Below are 20,090 nucleotides of genomic sequence, written 5' to 3' on the forward strand. Positions count from 1 at the left end.
CGTAGAGTCGAGCATGGCTCGACTCTACAACCCAGGGTCAACCGCGCTGGCGCGATTCCAGCAGGTCCAGGTTGCGGATCAGGCGCCGCGAGATCTCATCGGAAATCACCCCGCGCCGGGTCAGCCGGAACAGCTCCTCGCGCTCGGCATTCAGGCCCGCGCTGCGCAGTTGGCGGTAGCCCTGCTCCATCCGCTTCACCTTGTCCGGATCCACGTCGGGGCCTTCGTTGTCCTTTTCCAGGTGCCGCTGGTACAGCAGGCTGACCCGCGAGGCGGCGTCGTTGAACAGCTGCACGTTGTCGGTGTTCTGGTTCATCACCAGCTGCTGGCGCATGCGCTCCACCCCGGCCAGTGCGGCCTTGGAAGACAGCTTGCGGGCCAGGTCCTCTTCCTTGCGCTCGCCCGAATCGGCCGGCAGCTGCAGGCCCTTCAGCAGCTGCGGCAATGCCACGCTGGCGCCCACCAGCGAGAACAGGATGACCGCTGCGGCCAGGAAGATGACCAGGTCACGCGCGGGGAACGGGCTGCCATCAGGCAGGAACAGCGGCAGGGTCAGCACGCCGGCCAGGGTGATGGCACCGCGCACGCCGGCCACCGAGGTAGCCACCACGATGCGCCAGTTCGGCGCCTCGCCATGCTGCAGGCCACGGCGGCGGGCGCGCAGCAGGTTCCAGCGCAGCGACAGCCAGACCCACAGCAGGCGCAGCGCGATCAGCATGGCGTTGATCACCACCACATAGACCAGCAACCACCAGGCGCTCTGGTGGCCGGTCTCGTTCATGGTGGTGGTCGCGCGCTCGACGATGCCCGGCAACTGCTCACCCAGCAGCACGAACATGATGCCGTTGAAGCTGAACTGCAGCATGTTCCAGACCCCGGCGCGCTGCACGCGCATGCTGCCGGACACGCGGCCGGTCAGCTCCACATAGCTCATGGCAATGCCGGCAGCCACCGCCGCGAGGATGCCCGAGGCATGGATTTCTTCGGCCAGCAGATAGGCCGCAAACGGAATCAGCAGGTTCACCAGCATGGCCGCACCCGGCTCCTCGCCGAAGCGGCGCCACAGCCAGCGCTGGAAGGTGGACACGCCCAGGGTGACCGCCACGCCCACTGCCAGGCCTGCCACCGCCACCCACAGGAAGGTGAGCGAGGCGGTGGCCAGCGAGAACGAACCGGTCATCACCGCGGCCACCGCGAAGCGGAAGCAGACCAGGCCGGAGGCATCGTTCAACAGCGATTCGCCTTCCAGGATGTGCATCAGCCGCTTGGGAATGGGCGCCTTCGAAGCGATCGCCCCGACGGCTACCGGGTCGGTGGGCGAGACGATGGCCGCCAGCGCGAAGCACACCGCCAGCGGCATCACCGGAATCATCCAGTGGATCAGCAGGCCGGCGCCGATGACGGTGAACACCACCAGGCCGAAGGCCAGTTCCAGGATCGCGCCCTTGTCGCGGAAAAGGCCCTGTTTGGGAATGCGCCAGCCATCGAGGAACAGCAGCGGCGGCAGGAACAGCAGGAAGAACACTTCCGGTTCCAGCGCATGGCCGCGGTTGAACACCCCGGCGATGACCGCGCCCAGGCCGATCTGCACCAGCGGCAGCGGCAGTGAAAAGGGCAGGACGCGAACCAGGTAACCGCTGGCGACAACGGCCACCAGCATCGCCAGGACGACTTCGATGGTGTGCATGCTTCTTCCGGGAAGCGGCGCGTGGGGCCGGTAAAAAACCGGTATGCGCCGGAGACAGGAAAAAAACTTAGCACAGCTGGCGGCCGCTGCGGCCACCTGCATGAATGCGCGTCAGGGCGGCGACAGCAAACGCGCCGCGACCCAGTCCCGGGTGTCCCGCTGCATGTCCGCGGACAACGTGTGCGCGGCCGGGTAATCGCGCAGCTGGTGGACCACGCCCAGCGCGTGCAGGCGCTGCGAGGCCGCCTCGGCTAGCGCGAACGGCAGCTTGTCGTCCTGCCGCCCGTGCACCACCAGGCCATCCAGCCCGGCGCCGGCCACATCGGCCGGAATCAACGGCACGATCTCCGGCAGGATGCGCCCGCACAGGATGGCGAAGGACTTCACCCGATCCGGCGCGGTCAGGGCCACGCTGGCGCTCATGATGCCGCCCTGGCTGAAGCCCGCCAGCACGGTCTGCCGCGCATCCAGTCCCAGCCGCTGCTGCTGCACCGCCAACCAATCGCGCAGCAGCACCCGCGACGCCTCGGCCTGGGCCGGATCGATCACTGGCCCCTGCGCGCCGAAGCGCACGGTGAACCAGCCGAACGCCTGCGGCCCGAACACCTGCGGTGCGCGCGGCAGCAGCACGTGCAGGCGCGGATCGAGCGTGCTGGCCAGCGCGGCCAGGGACTGCTCGTTGCTTCCCACGCCGTGCAGCAGCACCACCAGGCCCTGCGGCCTGCCCTGCGCAGGCCGCTCCAGCACCGGCGCCAGCACGGCGCTCATGCGGCCTCCCGCACGGGCGCGGCGCCGTCGAAGCGGTACAGGTCCATCGCCAGCATGCCCGCATCGATACCCGCATCGATGCGGGTGGCACCGAAATCATCGCCGCCGGCCGCGCCCATGGCGAAGTACAACGGCAGCAGATGCTCATCGGTGGGATGCGCGCGCTCGGCAAACGGCGCCTGGCGGCGGTAGTCGAACAGCGCATCGCGATCGTTGGCGGCCAGGCGCTGTTCCACCCATTCAATGAACGGGCGCACGTAGGGCGCTTCCTTGCCGTCCTGGCAGTCGCGCCAGTCATGCAGGTTGTGGGTGATGCTGCCCGAGCCGACCAGCAGCACACCCTGTTCCCGCAGCGGCGCCAACGCACGGCCCAGCGCGAACTGGTGCTGCGGCCCCAGCATCGGCTGGATCGACAGCGGCACCACCGGAATATCGGCCTGCGGGCGCAGCAGCCGCAGCGGCACCCAGGCGCCATGGTCCAGCCCGCGCTGCGCATCCAGCGCCACCGGCAGGCCAGCGGCGGCGATGCGCCCGGCCACTTCTTCGGCCAGTGCAGGGTCGCCCGGGGCCGGGTACTGCAGCTCGAACAGCGCGCGCGGGAAGCCGCCGAAATCGTGGATGGTGGGCGGCTGCGGATGCGCGCCGACCAGCGGCTGGCGCGCCAGCCAGTGCGCCGACGCCATCACGATGGCACGCGGGGTGGGCAGGTCGCGGGCCAGTTCGGCCAGTCGCACGCCCACCTGCCCCGGGTGCAGGGCAGTCATCGGCGAGCCGTGGGAGATATACAGCGAAGGCAGGCGGGACATGACGTTCTCCAGAATCAGGGGGAAGCAGCGATCAGCGCGAACGCAGGGTCCAGCGGCCATCGCCCAGCAGGAACAGCACCACCAGCGCCAGCGCCCAGAACGCCGGGTATTCCCAGCCACCGCCGGCGTTGGCGAAACCAAAGCCATTGGCACCGTGTACGGTCACGATCGTGCCCAGCAGCAGCGGCACGCCCAACAGGCCCACCCAGCGCGCGTAGACGCCCAGCAGCAGGGCGGCGGCGATGGCCAGCTCGACCGCGAGGGTCACGTAGCCCAGTGCACCCGGCAGGCCCAGCGATTCGAAGAACGCCGCGGTACCGGCAGGGGTGAACACCAGCAGCTTGGTCAGCGCATGCACCAGGAACAGGCCGCCCAGAGCCAGGCGCAGCAGGGTGGCGGCATAGGGGGCCAGCGGCGAAATGGCAGCAGTAGGGGCTTTCATGGGGGCGTACCTCAGGGAGAGTGCGTACAGGTTATTGCGCAGCCGTCAGCCGATAAATACGATGAAACGACCGTATTTATTTCAGAAGGCGCAACAATGGACACTCTGGACGCCATGCGCGTGTTCGTGGCCGTGGTCGAGCGCAACGGTTTCAGTGCCGCCGCCGACGCCCTGGGCATTTCCACGGCCGGGGTGACCCGGCAGGTGGCCGCGCTGGAAAAGCGCCTGTCCACCCGCCTGCTCCACCGCACCACCCGGCGGGTCAGTCCCACCAGCGCCGGCGCCGCCTACTACGCGCAATGCGTTCGCCTGCTGGCCGAATTCGACGCGCTGGAAGCCAGCATCGGGGCGCAGGCGCTGGAACCGTCGGGCACGCTGCGCATCAATGCACCGGTCAGCTGGGGCATCGCCCGGCTGGGGCCGCTGCTGGCCGGCTACCGGCAGCGCTACCCGCAGGTGGAACTGGACCTGGCCCTGTCCGACCGCCTGGTGGACATGGTGGAGGAAGGCTACGACGTGGCCCTGCGCATTACCCGCGAACCCAGCCCGGCACTGATCGCCCGGCGCCTGGGCCAGGCCCGCATCACCCTGTGCGCGGCACCGGCGTACCTGGCCGCGCGCGGCACGCCGGCCACGCCGCAGGAACTGGCGGCACACGACTGCCTGGGCTACAGCTACTGGGCGTCAGGCAACCAGTGGCCGTTGCAGGGGCCGGGCGGCGAGGTGCGGGTAACGGTGAACAGCATTCTGCAGGCCAACAACGGCGACGTGTTGCGCGAAGCGGCCATCGCCGGGATGGGGGTGATCCTGCAACCGGATTTCCTGCTGGAACAGGCCCTGGCCGATGGCCGTCTGGTGCGCGTGCTGCCCGATTGGGAAGTGCCGCCGATCGGCATCTTCGCGGTGTACACCAGCCGCAGTCACCTGGCACCGAAGGTGCGCAGTTTCATCGATTACCTGGTGCAGGCCGGGGTATGAGGCCCTCTGCCGGGCATGGCCCGGCGGGTTTGCACGATCAGGCGACGACTTCGTCCAGCGTCCTGATGATCTGTTCCAGCGGCGCCGGCCGGCCCAGCAGGTAGCCCTGCACCTGGTCGCAGCCGTGCGCGGCCAGCCAGTCCAGCTGGCCCGGGGTTTCCACGCCTTCAGCAATGATGGTCAGGCCCATGCTGTGGCCCAGCGACAGCAGCGCGCGGCAGATCGACGCGTTGCGCGGGTTGGTTTCCACGTCGGCCACGAAGCTGCGGTCGATCTTCAGGATGTCCAGCGGCAGGTGCTGCAGGTAAGACATGCTGGAGTAGCCGGTACCGAAATCATCCAGCGACACGCAGATGCCCTGCTCGTGCAGGCGGCGCATGGTCTGCATGGCCTGCGCCGGTTTGCGCATCAGGCTGCTTTCGGTCAGCTCTACATGCAGCGCACCGCGGGCCAGGCCGAAGTCCTCCTGGGCGCGGGCGAACTCGGCCACCAGATCGCTGTTGAAGAACTGCACGGCCGACACGTTCACCGCGATCGGCAGCTCGCCCCAGCCCGCCGCCACCAGCCGCCGCTGCGCCTGTGCGGCCGCGCGGATCACCCAGCGCCCCAGCGCCAGGATCAGCCCGGTGTCCTCGCACAGCTGGATGAACTCGCTGGGCGGAATGAAACTGCCATCGGCCTGCGGCCAGCGCAGCAGGGCTTCCAGCGCCGCCGGGCTGCCATCACTGGCATGGCGGATCGGCTGGAAGTACAGCTGGAATTCGTTGTCGATGGCCGCATGGATGCGCCCTGCCAGACGCAGGCGGTCGGCGAGGCGGTTGGAAACCGCCGCGTCGAACCAGGCCACCACGGTGCCTTCGGCGCGCCCGGCGTGCGCCGCCTGTGCGGCCATGCCCACCACCTGTTCGGCACGCAGCGCGTCACCCTCTTCGCGCACGGCCACACCGATGCGCGGCTCGAACTGGTGCAGTGAATCCTTGCCGCGCATCGGTGCCGACACAATCTGCAGCAGATCGTCCAGCACCGCCTGGGTGTTGTGCTGCGGGGCGATGGCCAGCACGAAGTCTTCGGCGGGCTGGAACGCCAGTGTGCCGAAGCGCGCGCCCAGCCCGCCCAGGCGCGCGGCCATCGACTGCAGGATGGCATCGCCGATCTCGCGGCCCAGCGTATCGGCCACCAGCTGCAGGCCGCGCAGCTGCACGTAGGCCACCGTGTAGCCCCGGTCCTGGCTGTCCAGCTGTTCGCTCAGAGCGCGCACGTTCAACAGGCCGGTGGCCGGGTTGTGGCGTGCCCGGTAGGCCAGGTCACGTTCATAGGCCAGCCGTTCGCTCACGTCCTCGGCCAGTACCAGGCAGGCGGGCTGGCCGTCGAAATCCAGCTTCGACAGATGCGCGCGCACCTCGAATACGGTGCCGTCCTTGCGCCGGTGCATGCGCACGGCCGCGTCCTGCAGTTCACCCACGCGGGCGCGGGCAATGGCGCCCTTCACTTCATCCCAGCCTTCGCGCGGGCGGATATCCAGGATGCTCATGCCCAGGAATTCCTCGCGGGTGTAGCCGTACTGCAGCACCGCCGCTTCATTCACTTCCAGGAAGCGCAGGGTGTCCGGGTCGAACACCCAGAACGGCGCAGGGTTGCGGTCGAACAGCAGGCGGAAGCGGCGTTCGACCTGGTTCATCTGTTCGCGCGCCAGATGGCGCTCGCTCACGTCGGTCAATGCGCCGATCATGCGCCGCTGGCTGTCGGCCAGTTCCACCCGTTGCCCACGCGCGGACACCCAGCGCACGTCGCCACCGGGCAGCACCAGGCGGAACATTTCATCCAGAACCGCGCCGCGCGCGAATGCTTCGTGGAAGGCGTGCTGCAGCCGCTCGGCATCCTCGCGATGCACGCGCCCGAAGAACTCCGCCACCGGCAAGGCATCGGTCTGCACGCCGAAGATCTCGCGCGCCAGCGGCGACCAGTGCAGCAGCGCGGCGTCTTCATCCACATACCAGGTGCAGACCCGGCCCACCTGGTGGGCCATGCGCAGTTCGGTGTGGCCGGTGCGCAGTTCGGCCGCCATCCACTGCTGGCTGCGGGTGCTGCGGCGCACCGCGAACAACAGGCCCAACAGCACCAGCACATAGGTCAGCAGGATCGCCACCGCCGCATGCAGATAGGGCCACCAGGCGGCCAGCACATCGGCATCGGCCAGCCCCACCTGCACGGCCAGCGGGCTGTGTTCCAGCGTGCTGATGGTGGACATGCGTGGAATCTGGTCCACCACGCCGGGGAAACTGCCCAGTTCCACCACCGCCGGCCCGCCCACCAGATCACGGTAGGGCAACGTGTAGCGGCGACCCACCGTGCCATAGGGATCGGGCACGCGCGCCAGCATGAAACCGTCGGCGTCGGTAATCGACACCATGCCGTTGGGGCCCACATCCAGCCCGCCGATGATGCGTTGCAGCTCGCCACAGCGCAGCCGTGCCAGCAGCCAGCGATCATCGGCCATGGGCAGCGCCAGCGGCACCACCCAGGTGCCATCCTCGGCCCGCTGCGGCGGCCCCAGGTACAGCGCGCTGCCCTGCCCGCGCCGCTGCGGGTCAGCCCACAGCGGAAGCTTCAGTTCATCGGCGCCACCGGTCAGCGCACGTCCGTAGGCATCGACCACCACGATGCTGTGCAGCTCGGCATGGCGCTGCAGCACACCGGCAATGGCCGCTTCCAGCAGCTTCGGGGCCTGCGCCGGCACGGTGCCGAACAGTTCGGCAGCGTCGCCGGCAATGCCGGCCAGCGCGCGTTCCAGGTTGCGCAGTTCCAGGGCCAGCAGGCGCTCACTGCCGACCGCCAGGGCGCGGCTCTGCCGCTGCGCCGCTTCCAGCCGGCGCTGGTGATCGTTGGCCAGCATGGCCGCCAGGCCCACGGCCAGCAGCACGCCCAACGCCACACCGCCCCAGGTGATGGCATGCAATGGCCGGGCCAATGCACGCTTCAGCGCGGGCATCGGTCGGTGTTCCCTGTGCAGACAGCTGGCTTCATGCGCGAACAATTCCTCCACATCCCCGACCAGAGCGGCCGCAGCGCGTCATTCTTGACGGCTGGGCCGGCTCTGCGGGCCAATCCCTGAGTGGGTCCCTGCCCCGCAGCATGCACCAGCGCGATGACTGCGTGAAGCGCGACAGCGCGTGTTCAGCCAGATCATGCACAGCCGACCCTGCGCTGGCGCGCGTCCAGCGCCGCCACGGGGGATTAGACTTGGGGTTTTCCGTCGCAAGAGAAGTCCATGTCCAAGCTGCGCCGTCCCACCCTGGCGCTGGCCATTCTCGCCAGCCTGTCCCTGGCCGCCTGCGATCGCCCGGCCGAACCGGCGGCAGGCACCGCCGCGCCTGCCGAAACCGCCCCGGCCGCTGCCAAGCCGATGCTGGGCAGCTTCGGCTTCGATGCCAGCGGCATGGACCGCAGCATCGCCGCCGGCGACGACTTCTTCGGCTTTGCCAACGGCAGCTGGGTGAAGAACACCGAGATTCCGGCCGACCGTTCGCGCTTCGGCAGCTTCAACGTGATTGCCGAGAAGACCCAGGCCGATACCCGCGCCATCCTGGAAGGCGCGGCAGGCAATGCGCAGGCCAGCGGCGATGACAAGCTGATCGGCGATTACTACGCCGCCTACATGGACGAAGCCGGCATTGAAAAGCGCGGCCTGGCCCCGGTGCAGCCGCAGCTGCAGGCCATCGGCGCGATCGCCGACAAGGCCGGCCTGGCGCGTGCGCTGGGCGAGGACATGCGCGCCGACGTGGACCTGCTGAACGCCACCAACTTCTACACCGACCGTCTGTTCGGCCTCTGGGTGTCGGTGGATCTGCTGCAGCCCGACCGCACCGCGCCGTACCTGGTGCAGGGTGGCCTGGGCATGCCCGACCGCGACTTCTACCTGGGCGATGGCCGCATGGCCGAGCTGCGCAAGCAGTACCAGGCCTACATCGCCAAGGTGCTGCAGCTGGCCGGCGTGGCCGACCCGGCCGGCAAGGCGCAGCGTATCCTGGCGCTGGAAACCAAGATCGCCCAGGCACACGCCACCCAGGAAGAAACCAACGACGTGACCAAGGGTGCCAATCCGTGGACCCAGGCCGATTTCAGCGCCAAGGCACCAGGCATGGATTGGGCCGCGTTCCTGGAAGCGGCCAAGCTGGGCCAGCAGCAGGACTTCATTGTCTGGCAGCCCAAGGCCGTGGCCGGCCTGTCCAAGCTGGTGGCCACCGAACCGCTGGATGCCTGGAAGGACTACATGACCTTCCACGCGCTGGACCGCGCCGCCAGCTACCTGCCCAAGACCTTCGCCGACGCCCGCTTCGCCTTCCACGGCACCGCGCTGAGCGGCACGCCGCAGCAGAGCGAGCGCTGGAAGCGCGCCGTGGACGATGCCAACCACGCCGTCGGCGAAGCCATCGGCAAGCGCTACGTGGAAAAGCACTTCGACGCGAAGACCAAGGAACGCGCCGACGAGATGGCAAAGAACATCATTGCCGCCTTCGCCAAGCGCATCGACGCATTGGCCTGGATGTCACCGCAGACCAAGGCCAGCGCCAAGGCCAAGGTGGCCGGCCTGACCGTGGGCATGGGTTACCCGGACAAGTGGCGTGACTACAGTGGCCTGGAAATCCGCCGCGACGATCCGCTGGGCAATGCGCAGCGTGCCGAACGCTTCGAATACGAGCGCAACATCGCCAAGCTGGGCAAGCCGGTGGACCACAGCGAGTGGGCCATGCTGCCGCAGACCATCAACGCCATGAACGTGCCGCTGGAAAACCGCCTGGTGTTCCCCGCCGCGATCCTGCAGCCGCCGTTCTTCGACGGTGCCGCCGACGATGCAGTGAACTATGGTGCGATCGGCGCAGTGATCGGCCACGAGATCAGCCATGGCTTCGACAACGCCGGCGCCCTGTTTGACGAAACCGGCAAGCTGCACAACTGGTGGACCGCCGAAGACCTGAAGCAGTTCAACGCCGCCGGTGATGCGCTGGCCGCGCAGTTCAGCAGCTATGAGCCGTTCCCCGGCGTGCATGTGAACGGCAAGCTGACGCTGGGCGAGAACATTGCCGACGTGGCAGGCCTGGGCACCGCCTACGATGCCTACCAGCTGTCGCTGCAGGGCAAGCCCGGCCAGACCCTGGAAGGCTTCACCCCGGACCAGCGCTTCTTCCTGGGCTTTGCCCAGGCGTGGCGCAGCAAGAGCCGCGAGCAGGCGCTGCGCAACGGCCTGCTGACCGACGTGCACGCACCGGGCCAGTTCCGTGCGCTGACCGTGCGCAACATCGACGCCTGGTACCCGGCGTTTGAAGTGAAGGATGGCCAGAAGTTGTACCTGGCCCCGGAAAAGCGGGTCAAGGTATGGTGATGTAATGCGAACGGGCGCCGAAAGGCGCCCGTTTCGTTTAGTAGATCCACGCCACGCGTGGATGGGCAACGTGGATCACCGCGCGGCCGGCCACTCGCGCAATACCTCCACCGGCACGCCCATGCGCGCGCAGGCGCGGGTGGCCAGGCCATCGGGCAACGCGCGGCGGAACAACGGTGCCATGCCCTGCATCAGCTTGGCCGACGCGGCTGCCTGCGTACGCTGGCCGGCACTGCGTTCCAGCATCGCTTCGGCCCAGTCGGGCAGCAGCGCGGCACCGGCGCCGAGGAACACCGCGCGCGACAGGCCCGGGATCGGCACCGGCAGGTTGACCGCAGACAGCACGTCCAGCACTTCGCGCGCGCGCGCATCGGCCAGCAGCTCCGGCTGCCGCGCGCAGAAATAGGCGGACACCTCCGCCTCGCTGCGCGGCACATCCACCGCACCCAAGGCCTCGGCCACGCGGCGGTACTCGTCGTAGTAGCGGTCAGCAATCGCTTCGGGAACGTCCCGCCCATAGCGGCGGTATCCCTGCAGGAAACCGTAGGCCTCGGTCACGTGCACCCAGGTGAGCAGCTGCGGATCATCCGCCGCATACGGCTGGCCCTGCGCGGTGCGCCCGCGGATCTGCGCGTGGATGTGGCGCACCCGGGCCACCAGCTTCTCTACTTCACCGCTGGGCGCGTAGCTGGTGCCCGCCACGAACGCCGTGGTGCGGCGCAGCCGCCCCACCAGATCCTGGCGGAAGTTGGAGTGGTCGTACACGCCGGCCAGCGCGCGCGGATGCAGGGTCTGCAACATCAATGCACACAGGCCCCCGGCCAGCATCGACGGCAGTTCGGCATGCACGCGCCAGGTGATGCTGTCCGGCCCGAACCAACCCGGATCGCCCTGCGGGTGGTCGTAATCGATGCCGCTCTGGCCGCGCGGGAAGGCGTCGAGCACCCAGCGGCGGATGGGCGCGGTAACCGGGCGGGTGAAGCGGTGCAGCAACGGCGGCATACGGGGTCCAGTGGGTGGCGGAATCGACCGGGTTCTGCGCGGTCCGGCTTGATTCTGGGCGATCGTGCGGGCGGCGGCGAGCCTGCCGGCCGTCAGGCGTCGGCATGTGCGCACGCAGCACGATTCACCCTGCGACATCTTGTCGCAGCCTCTGAATGCGATGCTGCACCGCACCAACCTTCACGCATTCAGGCAAAACCCTTGCGCCCCTTCGCTTTGCGCCCATTGCACCGGCCGCTGGAAGTGCTAGAACTGAACCTGCCACATCGTCCAATGCTGATCGACGCACGTTCCAGAAAGGAGCCAGCCATGATTGCTTTGTTCAAGGGTTTGGGAATGCTGCTGCGGGACAACGAGCTGTACAGCAGCCCGTTCGAAAAACAGGTCGCGCACTGGCGCAACCTGAGCGAGCAGCAGATCCGCGATGAAGTGGCCGTGCTGGCCAAGGCCAAGTGCCAGTGGCTGATGGCTTCCATCGTGGGCTGGCAGGCGGCATCGCTGCTGATCCTGGGCCTGATCGCCAACTACCTGTGGCGCGACGACTTCCATATCACCTTCACCCGCGTGGTGATCGTGTTCGGTTCGTGGGTGTCGATCCTGTTCGTCATCTGGTTCATGGCCAACATGTTCGACCACACCGCCGGCTTCGAACGCTGGATGAAGGCCTTCAACAGCCGCGCGCGCATCAGTTCCAGTGCCGACAGCGTGGAATGCGTGGCCGAAGCCCTGGACCTGGCCGAGCACTATCCGGAAGTGCTGGACTACAAGCAGGCGGTCACCGCCAGGCGCGAGCTGCGCCACGAGGACATCCGCATCATGACCGAGATCGGGCGCATGAAGCAGCACTCGGAACTGGTGGGCCGGCTGAACCATGTAGGCGAAACCGAACACCACCACGACATGACGCTGCAGCCGGCGTTCTGATCGCCCGGAAAACGGGGGGAGCCACAATGCCACCGTGCACTGCCACGGTGGCGTTGTTCTTTACGGCATGGGCTACATGCCGCGGAACAGGCTCATGAACGGCTGGCTGACCACCAGCGTTTCAGGGCGCTGGCGCAGGCGCAGTACCCCCCGCCCGGTATCGTCGCGGCTGACCGCCGCCACGGCCTTCATGTGCACGATGGTGGACCGGTGGATCTGCCGGAACTGCTGCGGGTCCAGTGCCTCCAGCAATTCGCGCAGCGGCGTGCGCAGCAGGCTCTCGCCAGCGGCGGTCACCACCGTGGTGTATTTGTTGTCGGCGCGGAAGTAGATCACGTCGTCGAGCATGATCAACTGCGTTTCGCGTCCATTGCTGGCGGTGATCCAGGCCAGCGGCGGACGTTCGGGATGCGCCTGTGATGGGCCAAACCGCTGCAGCAGCCGTTCCAGCACCGCATCGTCCTGGCGCGTGGATGGCAGCCGCGCCAGGATGCGCTCACGCGTGGCCAGCAGCCGCTCATCGCTCACCGGCTTCAACAGGTAGTCCATCGCGCCCTGTTCGAACGCATCGATGGCGTACTGGTCGTAGGCGGTCACGAACACCACCTGCGTGCGCGGGCTCAGTTCAGACAGGGAGCGCGCCACTTCAATACCGCTGATGCCGGGCATGCGGATATCCAGGAAGGCGATATCCGGCTGCTTCTCGGCCAGTTGTTCCAGTGCGCTGGCGCCATCCTCGCATTCGGCCACCAGCTTCAGTTCCGGCCACAGCCGGCCCAGCTGTTCCACCAGCGACTGCCGCAGCAGTTCCTCGTCTTCAGCGATCAGGGCTTCAAGTGGCATGGCTGCGTTCCTTGGCCGGCTGCGGCAGGGTCATGGTAGCGGCCACGCCGCTTGGGAAATTGGCGACGATGGCCACGCCGGCCTGCTCGCCGCAGGTCAGGCGCAGGCGCTCGCGCAGGTTCTTCAGGCCGATGCCCGTACCGCTGGTGCCCTGGCCGAAGCCCAGCCCATCGTCGGCCACGGTTACCGTCACATGGTCATCGAAACCACGCGCCAGGATCCAGATCGTGCCACCGCCAGGCTTGGGTTCCAGGCCATGCTTGATCGCGTTTTCCACCAACGTCTGCAGCGCCATGGCCGGCAGGTGCACACTGTGCAGTTCATTGGGCACCTGCACGTCCACCACCAGGCGTGCGCCCATGCGGATGCGCAGGATTTCAAGGTAGGCGCGGGTACGCTCCAGCTCTACGCCCAGCGTGGACACCGATTCGTCCACCTGCGGCAGCGAACTGCGCAGGTACTGGATGAGGTGGCCGAGCATCTGTTCGGCACGGCCCGGATCGGTGCGGGTCAGCACCTGCGCGTTGGCCAGGGTGTTGTAGAGGAAGTGTGGTTCCACCTGCGCGTGCAGCAGGTTCAGCCGCGCCACCGACAGTTCCTTTTCCACCTGGGTCTGTTCGGCGGCGGCCTGTTCGTCGCGGCGCTGGTCGGCCACCCGGCGGCTGATCGCGCGGGTCACCGCTTCGGCGTTCTCATAGTTGCTGCCTTCATCCAGCGCCAGCAGATCGGCCCACCAGCCGGCATCGGGCTCGAACAGCAGGGTGACCGTGCTGGTGCCCTGCCCTGGGGTGACCGTGGCCTGCACGCTGTTGCGCTTGATCGCCAGCCGCGCCGGCAGGTTCCAGCGCGAGGGTTGGCGGCCGTTCCAGGGGTCCACGCGGCGCACGTAGGCGCGCACCTGCAGGCTGCCGGCCGAATTTTCCACGTCTTCCACGCGCGGCAGCTCGGCCATCGCCGCCTCGACCACCGCGTAGGCCTGGCCAGCGTCCATGGGCAGTTCCACCTGCCGCCGCTGGCGGCCAGACAGGGTGCTGCCGTCCAGCTTGCCGGCCACCATCCACACCCGGCGCACATGGGTAATGGCGCTGCCCAGCGCGGTAATCATCAGGAACATCGCCAGCAGGCCGAAGATCCAGCCCGGACCATCGTTCATGCCGCTGAAGATGCCGCTCCAGACCATGCCCGCCACCAGCAGTGCCACGGCCCAGGCCAACAGGTGACGGAGAATGAGAGTGAGGCTGGCGATCACGGCAGCGCCTTGCAGGAAGGGGGTGAGCCGAGCATAGGTCGGCCCACCGGGCAGACAAGCGGCCTGCGACGAAGCCCCGGAAAGTGGGGATGGAAGCTGTTACAGCAACGCCGGGCATGGCCCGGCGCTACCGAAGGTCGGTGGGGCGGTGCCCCGCTTTCCCTTACTTGCGCTGGTCGGCGCTGGCGTCACGCACCGCACGGAACGACTCGTCGGTGCTCCAGTTCGGCCAGCTGCGCGAGTTGGCCAGCTGGCTGCCCAGCGTATAGAGCACTTCCAGGTCGCGTGCCGCGCCGGCAAATACCCAGTCTGGCTGCCACTCGTCGCCCTGCTGGTGGTAACGCTTGGCGGTGTAATCGTCGGACGCCTTCTTGCCCGCCGCCACGCCACCGTCCACCCAGTCCTGGCCGGCCGACCAGGACAGCGCGGGCACGCCGCGCTTGGCGAACGAGAAGTGGTCGGAACGGAAGAACAGGCCCGCTTCCGGCTTCGGATCGGGGGTGTAGCGGATGTCCCAGCCCTTGGCCACGTCCTTCAACTGGTCCAGCAGCTCGAAGCGTGCGGTGCCGTAGATGCCGAAATCACGCGACGGACCGAACGGCGCCATGCCGTCCATGTTGATCATCGCCACGGTCTTTTCCAGCGGGTACAGCGGGTGGGTGGCGTAGTACTCCGAACCCAGCAGGCCCTTTTCCTCGGCGGTGACCGCCAGGAACAGCACCGAACGCTCCGGGCGCTGGCCCTTGGCGAAGCCGCGGGCCAGTTCCAGCAGCGATGCGGTGCCACTGGCATTGTCCAAGGCACCGTTGAAGATGCGGTCGCCGCGGGCATCGGGCTCGCCCACGCCAATGTGGTCCCAGTGCGCGCTGTAGACGATGGTCTCGTCCGGATAGCGGCTGCCTTCCACGCGCGCGGCCACATTGTGCGAGGTGATCACTTCGGTCTTTACCGCGTACTTCGCGTCCAGGCTGGCACCGGTCAGCGGCACCGGGGTGAAGTCGCGCTGCTGCGCCTTCTTCTTCAGCACCTCGAAATCCAGGCCGGCCGAGCGGAACAGGTCCACCGCCAGATCGCGCTGGATCCAGCCTTCAAGCGTCGGATGCGTATCGGCCGGGTTGTCACGCACCACGTCGAACATGGTGTTGGTGTTGGAGCCGGCCACCGTGGCCCAGCCGTAGGAGGCAGGTGCGGTTTCGTGCACGATCAGCACGCCCAGCGCGCCCTGGCGTGCGCCCTCTTCGTACTTGTACGGCCAGCGCCCGTACCAGGTCATGCCCTTGCCGTCGAAGTCGCCCTTGCCGGTTTCGAAGTCGGGGTCGTTGATCAGAACCACGGCGATCTTGCCCTTCAGGTCCACGCCCTTGAAGTCGTCCCAGTTGCGTTCCGGCGCTTTCACGCCATACCCCAGGAACACCAGCGGCGCCTTGCTGATATCCACCGCGCTGGCGCCGTTCATGGCCGCGCGCACGGCAATCTGCCTGCCCTGCTGCAGCGGCACGGTCTTGCCGCCCTGGTGCAGCGCCAGCTGCGGCGCGCCAACGATATCGCCCTTCAGCAGCGGCACGGCCTGAGTCCACAGGCGCTTGCCATCCTTCAAGTCACCGCCCGCCTGCAGGCCCGCGTCGGCGAACTGCTTGCTGAGGTAGGCGATGGTCTTCTGTTCGCCGGCGGTGGCCGGCGAACGACCTTCGTACGCATCGGAGGCCAGCTCCTTCACGTCGGCGGAAATACGCGCGCCATCGAACTTCGGCGTGGCCGCCATCAACGCGCTGCTCACCGACAGGGCCAGCAGGCCCAGTGCCACTCGTTTCATTGCTCTCTCCAGCAGGACAAACCTACCGGAGTGTAAGGCGTTGGGCAGGGTTGCGCGCTGCAACCCTGTAGAGTCGAGCCATGCTCGACTGAAGCAACGTGAAACGCGAAGGGGTCAGATCCCTTTCCCGATGGGAAAGGGATCTGACCCCGCGCGATGTCTTACCAGTTCGGGTCTTCAGCCGGGGCCGCGGCGGCCTTGGGCTTCGGCTTGGACGCCGGGCGCGCGCTGGTGGCCGGGGCCGCCGATGCGCTTGCCGTGGCAGCAGCGGCCGGCTTGCTGCCCAGCTTCTGCCGCAGCTCGATCTGGCCCGGGCGGAAGCCACCGCGGGTTGCGTCCACACCATCTTCGATGGTGCCGTAGGAGGTCTGCGCGGCCACGCGATCAATACGGATCGTGCAGCACGGGTGTTCGCTGCGGCCCAGCGAACGACCGGTCTGCGGGTCCTTCAGTTCCTCACCCAGGCGCACCGCCTGCCAGCGCTGGCCGGCCTGCAGCGTTTCGCCGCCCTGGCTCAGCACCACCTGGTCACCGTCCACCGAAACCACCGACACCGGGAACAGCGTGGTGACGATGGTCGTACCGATCTGCCCCGACAGCGATTCCATCATGGACGCGGCCATGTTGCGGCCATTGACCACGCGCGGCAGCGTACTGGGGCCGGTCGACGCGAGCTGGTGGTCGAAGCTGTCGGACATCACCACCTGGCCGGTGGTGGCATTGACCAGGCGCAGGGTGATGCGGCCGCCACCGGAATACGAGGTAACCTGGCGATCGGACATGCGCAGGTTGCGCACGCTGCGCGGGTACTCGAAGCGTTCGATGGTGGGAATCAGGATCAGGTCGGTCGCCAGCTGCTGGCCGATGCGTGCGGTGTCCTGCAGCCGTACGTTGCCGCTGTTGATGTGGTCGATCTCGGCCTGCAGCTCATCGCCGAACTCACGGTCGAGCACGATGAAACGCTGGGTCTGGGTGAGCGTATCGGACAGCCGCGCACGGATCGCATCGGCCACTTCATTGGCATCCACGCGGCCATCGCCGACGGCGTAGCTGCCGGACTTCGTGCGCGGCAGGGCCACCACGATCTTCGGCTTGCCCTGCTCATCCGGTGCACGGTACTGGGCAATCTGCGCGCGCACGCGCACTTTCCAGTAGCTGCGCATGCTGCGGTGGGTCACGTCCGAATCGAACGAGCTGGCGCCGCGCTTGGCATCCACCTTCACCTTCTCTTCGTAGTTTTCCTTGACGCTGGCTTCGGCCGAACCACCGCCACCGGAGGCCTTCGCCGAGGCCTGGCCGGACGCACTGGCCGAGGCCTCACCCTTGAAGCTCCAGCCTTCGTCGCTGGCGCGCACGCGGGCGATGGTCTCTTCATCCAGCTGCCGCACTTCGTCCTGCGACAGGATTTCATAGCCCAGCACCGCACCCTGCGAGCCGGCAATCATCTGCTGGGTGAACGCGTCGGCGCGGATATCGCCAACGTGCTCCCCATCCACGTCCACATGCAGGCCTGCGCGCAGGCCCTGCATCTGGCTGGCCACGCGCACGCCATTGACCTGCGCCACCGCCGACTGAAGGGCAGCGAGCACCGCCAGTTCCGGCGTGCTGCCAATGCCGTCGGCCTCGCGTGCCACCTGTGTGGTGCCACCGAAATCCGGCGTGCCACGCAGCGGCGCATCGTCCACCGGGGCGTTGCTGGCCAGCGCGCTGGCGGCCTTCTCCTTGGCGGGGGCCGGCGTGTTCTCCGCCGGGGCTTCCTTGTCGCCACAGGCCGCCAACAGGGCAGCGGCCAGGCCCAAGCCGATCAATCGGGTGGTGGTACGCATGGACATGGACCTGGTATCAGAGGCTGTCGAGCAGCGAATCGGCGTTGGACGGCACCTTCACCTTGCTCTTCTTGGCGAAGGTGACGGCCGACTTGGACGAGCTGTACAGGCCCTTGATGAAGCCCGGCGATTCCTTGGCGACCCATGCACCGGCAGCCAGCTTGCGGCCCACGGTGGCCAGCTGGGTGGCGCCCAGGTTCTTCATGCCGGCGGTGAAGTTGCTGGCTTCGCCGCCCAGCTTCCGTGCCTCGGCGGCCGAGGCCAGCATCGACACCAGGCCTTCGGCGTAGTGCTGCTTGGATTCGGCACTCAGTTCCGGCTGCGCGGCCACGCGCTCATCAATGGCGGCCTGGGCGGATTCGCTCACCGACACCGACTTCTTCATGGCATCCACGCTCACCGAACCCGAGGACAGCGCCTGGCGCTCGGCTTCCAGCAGCTGCACCTGCTCGGCCAGGCCGAAAGCACGGGCGAACGAGGTCTGCGCCTGCAGCGAATGCGACTGCGAGCTGACGAAACGACGCACCAGCGCTTCCTGTGCAGCTTCGTCCGGCGCGCCGGCGCTGGAGGCGCTGCTGGAGGTACCGGTGGCGGCACCGGCCAGGTCCTTCAACTTGCCGAACTGGGCGTGCGCCGGCATCGACAGGGTGGCGGCGGCAATGGCCACGGCAAGAGCGGTAGTGCGGATCATGGGATTTCCTTTATGAGAGAGACGGCCGCGGCGCGGCACGCGGGAAACGGGGTAGCGCCGGGCCAGGCCCGGCGTTGGAACGCTGGGAATCAGCGAACCGCTTTCACGTTCAATTCGTTGATCATCTGCTGCGCGGCCTTCTCGGCCGCCAGCTGCAGCGCGTTGGTACGGGCCACGGTTTCATTCGGGCCGGTACCGGAGTACTGCACCGGGCCGACCGACGACACGGTGCGCGGGAAACGACCGGTCACATCCAGCACCTTGCCGGTAACGGTCACGAACACTCGGGTGTTGCCGCTGGCCGGATCGCGATCGCGCATGCCCACGTCCAGCGTGCCCACCGCGATGTACGGAATATTGGCTGCGCGGATGCCGTTGGCGGTGTCGCGCAGGGTGGCCGGGGCCAGGTCGTTGCCGGTGCTGAAATCCTTGCGGATGCGTTCGATGTTCAGCAGGCCGCGCGACTCACCTTCCACGTACTCCGCTTCCACCACTTCATAGCCAGCGGCGCTGAAGGCACCGGTCATGGCGGTGTTCACCTCGGCCGCGTTGGCCACCTTCCAGGTGATGTTGTCGGCGCGCGCGGTGGTACTGCCGCCGCTGGTGACCGACACCGAACCGTTCTGGTTGATGCTGCCATTGGTGCTGACCGAGTTGCCGCGGAACGAGTCGCCTTCGCGGGTGTTCTCGCTGTAGCTGCTGCTGGCGTCGACCCGACGGTATTCCTTGTCCTGGAACGACTGCACGGTGTCCTGCGAGCGCGCCATGAACAGGAAGGTCAGCAGCGATCGCTGCGCTGCGGTGGCACCGGCCACGGCCGAGCCTGCATCCAGCTTGGTCTGCAGCAGCGTGGCGTTGATTTCCGCACGCACGGTCACGCTGTAGGTCTTGGCCTTCTTGTCTTCGTTGTCCGACAGCTGCACGACACTGAGCACGTAGCGGTCGACTTCACCGATGAATTCGGCGCGACGCGCCTCGAACAGGCGCAGCTTGGCCGCACCGGTTTCGGCGATGTACGCCTCCAGTGCATTGACCTTGGCCTTTTCAAGGGCTTCGGCGCGGGTGCCGGCACTCAGGCGCAGGCTGTAGCTGGCCGAACCGGTACCGCGGGAACTGGCGGTCTGTGCAGCGACCGGCGAGGCCACCGCCAGGGCGATGAGGATGAGCAGGATGGTACGCATCAACGACATGATTTGATCAACTCCTGGAGGGCTTTGGTCTGCTGCTGCAACGGGTTGCCACCCGGCTTCTGTTCGTCCAGCCAGGCGCGCGAATCGGCACGCTTGGCGGCGGCGCCAGCAAAGGCATCGAAGCCTGCCAGCAGGGTTTCGTAGCTGGCCGACCACTGGTCGACCTGCCACTGCGTGACCGGCACCACCTTGGTAGCGCCCTTGCGCAGCGGCTGTTCGAAATAGACCTTGCCCGAGAACGGCTCGGTCACCGTTGCAGTGAAGAACGCGCCGAACAGCATCGTCTTCATTGCCGGTGTCTCTTCGATCACGCCGTTCTTCAGCGCATCCACCTTCACGGTGATCAGGTAATCGGCCTCGGGAATCTTCAGCTGGTAGACCTTACCGTCGGCAAAACGCGCGGCCATGGCACCGCCGATCGCCTGGCCCGAAGCCGGCGGCAGCAGGCCCACACCGGTGTTGGACGACAGCGTCTTGGACAGCTCATGGGC

The 20,090-nt window shown here is 67.5% G+C and carries 15 protein-coding genes and 1 pseudogene; 3 read left to right on the forward strand and 13 right to left on the reverse strand.

Features of this window, described 5'->3' with window-relative positions; all coding sequences use genetic code 11:
* Nucleotides 1-37: 37 nt before the first annotated feature.
* The 4 genes from RTY46_RS09055 to RTY46_RS09070 form a co-directional block, all read right to left on the reverse strand.
* Nucleotides 38-1,687 carry a Na+/H+ antiporter gene (locus RTY46_RS09055; RefSeq protein WP_108752047.1) on the reverse strand — a complete coding sequence of 550 codons (1,650 nt, stop codon included), beginning with the start codon at nucleotides 1,685-1,687 and terminating at the stop codon, nucleotides 38-40.
* Between the two features lie 111 nt (nucleotides 1,688-1,798).
* Nucleotides 1,799-2,455 carry an alpha/beta fold hydrolase gene (locus tag RTY46_RS09060; protein ID WP_312707906.1) on the reverse strand — a complete coding sequence of 219 codons (657 nt, stop codon included), beginning with the start codon at nucleotides 2,453-2,455 and terminating at the stop codon, nucleotides 1,799-1,801.
* Nucleotides 2,452-3,261: a class III extradiol ring-cleavage dioxygenase gene (locus tag RTY46_RS09065; protein ID WP_312707908.1), complete on the reverse strand. Its 810-nt coding sequence runs from the start codon at nucleotides 3,259-3,261 to the stop codon at nucleotides 2,452-2,454. The genes RTY46_RS09060 and RTY46_RS09065 overlap by 4 nt, the downstream gene beginning before the upstream one ends.
* A gap of 31 nt (nucleotides 3,262-3,292) precedes the next feature.
* Complete coding sequence (locus RTY46_RS09070) at nucleotides 3,293-3,703, reverse strand: DoxX family membrane protein (protein ID WP_312707910.1); 411 nt, start codon at nucleotides 3,701-3,703, stop codon at nucleotides 3,293-3,295.
* A 96-nt stretch (nucleotides 3,704-3,799) separates the two neighbouring features.
* On the opposite strand from RTY46_RS09070, the gene RTY46_RS09075 reads away from it, so the two are divergent.
* On the forward strand, nucleotides 3,800-4,681 hold the full coding sequence (locus tag RTY46_RS09075; RefSeq protein ID WP_312707912.1) for a LysR family transcriptional regulator: 882 nt from the start codon (nucleotides 3,800-3,802) through the stop codon (nucleotides 4,679-4,681).
* Nucleotides 4,682-4,718: 37 nt separating this feature from the next.
* Here the strand turns inward: RTY46_RS09075 and RTY46_RS09080 are convergent, their stop codons facing one another.
* Nucleotides 4,719-7,670 (reverse strand): EAL domain-containing protein, encoded by a 2,952-nt coding sequence (locus tag RTY46_RS09080; RefSeq protein WP_312707914.1) that lies wholly within the window; start codon nucleotides 7,668-7,670, stop codon nucleotides 4,719-4,721.
* A gap of 279 nt (nucleotides 7,671-7,949) precedes the next feature.
* Between RTY46_RS09080 and RTY46_RS09085 the strand changes: the two genes are divergently transcribed.
* Nucleotides 7,950-10,061: a M13 family metallopeptidase gene (locus tag RTY46_RS09085; protein ID WP_312707916.1), complete on the forward strand. Its 2,112-nt coding sequence runs from the start codon at nucleotides 7,950-7,952 to the stop codon at nucleotides 10,059-10,061.
* Nucleotides 10,062-10,136: 75 nt separating this feature from the next.
* On the opposite strand, the gene RTY46_RS09090 is transcribed toward RTY46_RS09085, so the two are convergent.
* The gene (locus RTY46_RS09090) at nucleotides 10,137-11,063 is read right to left on the reverse strand and encodes an oxygenase MpaB family protein (RefSeq protein ID WP_312707917.1); all 927 of its coding nucleotides are present in this window, start codon (nucleotides 11,061-11,063) and stop codon (nucleotides 10,137-10,139) included.
* A gap of 309 nt (nucleotides 11,064-11,372) precedes the next feature.
* Here RTY46_RS09090 and RTY46_RS09095 point away from each other — a divergent pair, with 309 nt between their 5' ends.
* Nucleotides 11,373-11,987 (forward strand): hypothetical protein, encoded by a 615-nt coding sequence (locus RTY46_RS09095; RefSeq protein WP_108748360.1) that lies wholly within the window; start codon nucleotides 11,373-11,375, stop codon nucleotides 11,985-11,987.
* 72 nt (nucleotides 11,988-12,059) lie between these two features.
* Here RTY46_RS09095 and RTY46_RS09100 read toward each other — a convergent pair whose 3' ends face one another.
* The 7 genes and pseudogenes from RTY46_RS09100 to RTY46_RS09130 form a co-directional block, all read right to left on the reverse strand.
* Nucleotides 12,060-12,830, reverse strand: a complete 771-nt coding sequence (locus tag RTY46_RS09100; protein WP_312707918.1) for a LytTR family DNA-binding domain-containing protein — start codon at nucleotides 12,828-12,830, stop codon at nucleotides 12,060-12,062.
* Nucleotides 12,820-14,079 carry a histidine kinase gene (locus RTY46_RS09105; RefSeq protein ID WP_312707919.1) on the reverse strand — a complete coding sequence of 420 codons (1,260 nt, stop codon included), beginning with the start codon at nucleotides 14,077-14,079 and terminating at the stop codon, nucleotides 12,820-12,822. Before RTY46_RS09105 ends, RTY46_RS09100 begins: the two co-directional genes overlap by 11 nt.
* Nucleotides 14,080-14,242: 163 nt before the next feature.
* Nucleotides 14,243-15,892, reverse strand: coding sequence for a M28 family metallopeptidase (locus RTY46_RS09110; RefSeq protein WP_312707920.1), 1,650 nt, complete (start codon nucleotides 15,890-15,892; stop codon nucleotides 14,243-14,245).
* Between the two features lie 161 nt (nucleotides 15,893-16,053).
* Nucleotides 16,054-17,718, reverse strand: a complete 1,665-nt coding sequence (locus RTY46_RS09115; RefSeq protein WP_312707921.1) for a CsgG/HfaB family protein — start codon at nucleotides 17,716-17,718, stop codon at nucleotides 16,054-16,056.
* Between the two features lie 16 nt (nucleotides 17,719-17,734).
* Nucleotides 17,735-18,409: a hypothetical protein gene (locus tag RTY46_RS09120; RefSeq protein WP_312707923.1), complete on the reverse strand. Its 675-nt coding sequence runs from the start codon at nucleotides 18,407-18,409 to the stop codon at nucleotides 17,735-17,737.
* An 89-nt stretch (nucleotides 18,410-18,498) separates the two neighbouring features.
* Nucleotides 18,499-19,599: a hypothetical protein gene (locus RTY46_RS09125; RefSeq protein WP_312707924.1), complete on the reverse strand. Its 1,101-nt coding sequence runs from the start codon at nucleotides 19,597-19,599 to the stop codon at nucleotides 18,499-18,501.
* A pseudogene (locus tag RTY46_RS09130) lies at nucleotides 19,590-20,090 on the reverse strand (hypothetical protein); the annotation flags it as partial. The gene RTY46_RS09125 and the pseudogene RTY46_RS09130, both read right to left, overlap by 10 nt.

This window comes from Stenotrophomonas sp., from assembly GCF_032056425.1.
Classification (GTDB): domain Bacteria; phylum Pseudomonadota; class Gammaproteobacteria; order Xanthomonadales; family Xanthomonadaceae; genus Stenotrophomonas.